The organism is Enterorhabdus sp. P55, from assembly GCF_009911695.1.
Lineage (GTDB): Bacteria > Actinomycetota > Coriobacteriia > Coriobacteriales > Eggerthellaceae > Enterorhabdus.
In genome coordinates, this window is sequence record NZ_QWKK01000168.1 from 1 (window position 1) to 3,321 (window position 3,321).

Below are 3,321 nucleotides of genomic sequence, written 5' to 3' on the forward strand. Positions count from 1 at the left end.
GGGCGCCGCGCCGGGGAGACCCGGCGGCCTGGGCGGCAGCGCGCGCGGCGCGGCCGCGGGCCGGGGCGTAGGGCGAGATCACCTTGTTGCGGTAGTGCGTCGGGTCGGCCATGCCGATGATGGGGCGCAGCGCTGCAGCAGGGGCAACGCCCTCGAAGAGCGCGAGCAGGCGCGCGTCCTTGGCGGCCAGCTGGCGGTCGTAGGGCACCTCCACGGCGGTGCACCCGCCGCAGCGGTCGGAGACGGGACAGACCCGCGCCTCCCCCGTCCCGCCTCCGCGGCCCCCGCGGGGAGCCGGACGGGCCGGCGCGTCCCGCCTCGGCTTCGCAGGCGCGTCCCCCACGGCGCGGGGAGCCCTCCCCCGCCGAGGCGCACCGCTGCGGGAGCCCTTCTTCGCGGGGCCCTTCTTCGCCTTGCTCTGGTGATTCGCGCCCTCGGCGCCTGGTCGTTTTCTCATGGCGCCTATTCTGTCACAACCGCCCGCACACGCGAATGACGTTGCCGCCGTCCATCGGTTTCCCACGGCCCACGGAGCGCGTAACGGCTCGCTGACCGATGAAAGTCCAGCTTTTTGCTCTACTTTGCCTTTGCTAAGGTAGTCTCATAGGGAAGGGGTGCGCATCCCCCTGACACGCTGAAAGGAACCGCCATGAGCTTCTTCGTCCGCTGGCTCGTAACCGCCATCGCCGTGGCCGCCGCCGTGTGGCTGGTGCCCGGCATCCAGATCTTCGGAGGCGACTCCGCTTGGGTGGGCATCGCGCTGTTCGCGCTCATCCTGTCGCTCGTCAACATGTCGATCAAGCCCATCCTGCAGCTGCTCTCGCTGCCCATCTCGGTGCTCACGCTGGGCATCTTCTACCTGGTGGTGAACACGTTGCTGCTGTACCTGGCCGCATGGCTGGCCAACGGGCTGTTCGGCGTGGGCTTCTGGATCGCCGGCTTCGGCAGCGCCTTCGTGGCCTCCATCGTCATCTCCATCGTGAGCGCCATCGTCAACTCCATCGTCGGCGACAAGTAGCCCACCGACCGCAGACGCGAGGGCCGCGCCCGCCGGAACTCCCCAGCGCGCGGCCCTCGTGCGTGCGGGACCTGCGGGGCGCCCCGCCCACGTGCGGGGCCTGTGAGCGTTCCGCATGGGCGGAGTCATCGTTTTCGGGGCCGGCGCGCGCAAGTTCGCGCGGTTTTGCACTCGAGCCCGGACGATTCGGCACCACGCTGCAAGCAGCGACCAGCGCCGACCTGGGCAAACGGCAACGCTTAGCCCCGCCGCCCTCGCCTCAACGCAGAATCAGAGTGCAAAACCGCGCGAATTCGCACGCGCCGGCCCCGAAACCAGGGATCCCAGGCGCGCAGCCGCGGTCACGCGCCTCGCCTGCGCGCCAACCCCCAGCGGCGCGCCTAGAGCGCCAGGCGGTAGACGGCCGCGGCATCCTCCAAGGTGAGCCGGCGGATGCTGCCGAAGACCTCGCCCTTGTTGGCGCGCAGCGTCGGCAGCATCCGCTGAATGTCATCCTCCCCCACGCCCAGCTCGGCGAGCGTCGTGGGCATCCCCAGCGAGGCGAAGAACGCGCGCGTCTCGTCGATGGCCGAGAGCGCGTCGGCCTGCGCGTCGCCGGTAGGCGCCAGGCCGAACACCTCGCGGCCGTAGTGGGCGAAGCGCGCCGGGTTCTGCTCGCAGACGTACTCCATCCATGCGGGGAACATCACGGCCAAGCCGGCCCCGTGGGTGATGGACGGGTCGAGGGCCGACAGCTCGTGCTCGAGCGCGTGGGTGGCCCAGTCCTCGTGGCGGCCGAGGCCGGCGAGTCCCTGGTGGCAGAGCATGCCGGCCCACATGACGTTGGCACGGGCGTCGTAGTTGTCCGGCTCGACGAGCACGCGCGGCGCCTCGGCGCGGATGGTGCGCATGAGCGACAGGTTGAGGTTGTCGGTCACGGGCACGGCGCCGTAGTCGTCGAAGAAGCGCTCGAGCAGGTGGGCGAACATGTCGGTGAGCCCGGCTGCGGTCTGGAAGGGCGGCAGGGTGAAGGTGAGCTCCGGGTTCATGAAGGCCAGGCGCGGGCGCTGCGCGTCGCTCGCGTAGCCGGTCTTGCGGCCCAGCTCGTCGTTGGAGACGACGGCGTTGCGCGAGGCCTCGCTGCCCGCGGCGGGGATGGTGAGCACCACGGCGATGGGCAGCACGTCGGGGTTGGGGCGCTTCGTCTCGAAGAGCTCCCACACGTCGCCCTCGATGCAGGCGCCGTTGGCGACCGCCTTCGCCGAGTCGATCACCGACCCGCCGCCGACGGCCAGCACCCAGTCGACGCCAGCCTCCTTGCACAGCGCCACGGCCTGGCGGATGAGCCCGATCTCCGGGTTAGGGCGCACGCCGCCCAGCTCCAGGTGCTCGACGCCTGCCGCGTCAAGACTCGCGCACACGCGATCGATAAGCCCGCTCTCGCGTGCGCTTCCACCGCCGAAGTGCACGAGCACGCGCCGCGCGCCGTGCTCGGCCAGCTTCCGGCCCACCTGCTCCTCGGCGCCGCGTCCGAACACGAACTCGGTGGGCGAGACGAAGTCGAAGTTCTCCATGGAAGACTCCTCCTCAAAATGACGACGGGGTTTAAGAAAGCGTGAAGACCTGCGGGGACAGGCGGCACCTTAGGTAAACTTGCGCTTACAACCACCCTCCGGAAGAGGAGGGACCCCGCAGCGTTCAGTATACTGGACGCCCCGTGGCACCTAGCGAAAGGAACGCTATGCAGACCCTCAACCAACACGAGAAGGCCATTCGCTACCTCGGCATCGCCGTGGTGGCGACCTCGGCCCTCGCCCTTCTGGGCATCATCATCGGATTCATCTTCATAGGCGTGGGGCATGCCGCCTGGAACGCCTATGGGCCCGACATCATCCAGCAGGGCTATGAGTACGGCCGCGGGCACCACGGCTCCGGCTACTATGGCGACCTGAGCGTGAACGAGGCGATGGGGCTGGCCGGCCTCGGCATCGGCCTGGGCTACGTCGCCTTGGGCTGGGAGCTCATCACCGCCGTCGTGTCGCTCGTCGCCGGCATCCTTGCCATCCGCGGCGCGGCCGACCGCACCAAGCTGGGCGGCGTCTTCGGCTGGGGCATCGCCGGCGCCATCGCCGCCTTCCTGGGCGGACGCCTCATCACCTGCGTGCTGATGATCATCGTGGCCGTGCTCGCCCACAAGGACAAGAACGCCCCGGCCTACCCGCAGGCCGCCTACGGCGCGCCGGCGGCCGGCTGGAGCCAGCCCACGGCGCCCGCGGCGGGCGGGTACGCGGCGCCTGCCGCGGCCCCGGCCCAAGCTCCGACGA

Annotated in this window: 3 protein-coding genes and 1 pseudogene; 2 read left to right on the plus strand and 2 right to left on the minus strand. The window is 70.2% G+C overall.

Annotated features, from left to right (window positions below; translation table 11 throughout):
* A pseudogene (locus D1643_RS10330) lies at positions 1–214 on the minus strand (23S rRNA (uracil(1939)-C(5))-methyltransferase RlmD); the annotation flags it as partial.
* Positions 215–649: 435 nt separating this feature from the next.
* Between D1643_RS10330 and D1643_RS10335 the strand changes: the two are divergent.
* A complete protein-coding gene (locus D1643_RS10335) occupies positions 650–1,018 on the plus strand; it encodes a phage holin family protein (protein ID WP_160710537.1) in 369 nt (122 codons plus the stop codon).
* 380 nt (positions 1,019–1,398) lie between these two features.
* Here D1643_RS10335 and D1643_RS10340 read toward each other — a convergent pair whose 3' ends face one another.
* Positions 1,399–2,571 (minus strand): iron-containing alcohol dehydrogenase, encoded by a 1,173-nt coding sequence (locus tag D1643_RS10340; RefSeq protein WP_160710538.1) that lies wholly within the window; start codon positions 2,569–2,571, stop codon positions 1,399–1,401.
* A 167-nt stretch (positions 2,572–2,738) separates the two neighbouring features.
* Here D1643_RS10340 and D1643_RS10345 point away from each other — a divergent pair.
* Positions 2,739–3,321 (plus strand): hypothetical protein (locus tag D1643_RS10345; RefSeq protein ID WP_201751091.1); only part of this gene is annotated, 583 nt, incomplete at its 3' end.

What these genes read in the sequence shown, in the direction of transcription:
- D1643_RS10335 (WP_160710537.1), top strand. Translation starts at nt 650, where the DNA reads ATGAGCTTCTTCGTCCGCTGGCTCGTAACCGCCATCGCCGTGGCCGCC.
- D1643_RS10340 (WP_160710538.1), bottom strand. Translation starts at nt 2,571, where the DNA reads ATGGAGAACTTCGACTTCGTCTCGCCCACCGAGTTCGTGTTCGGACGC.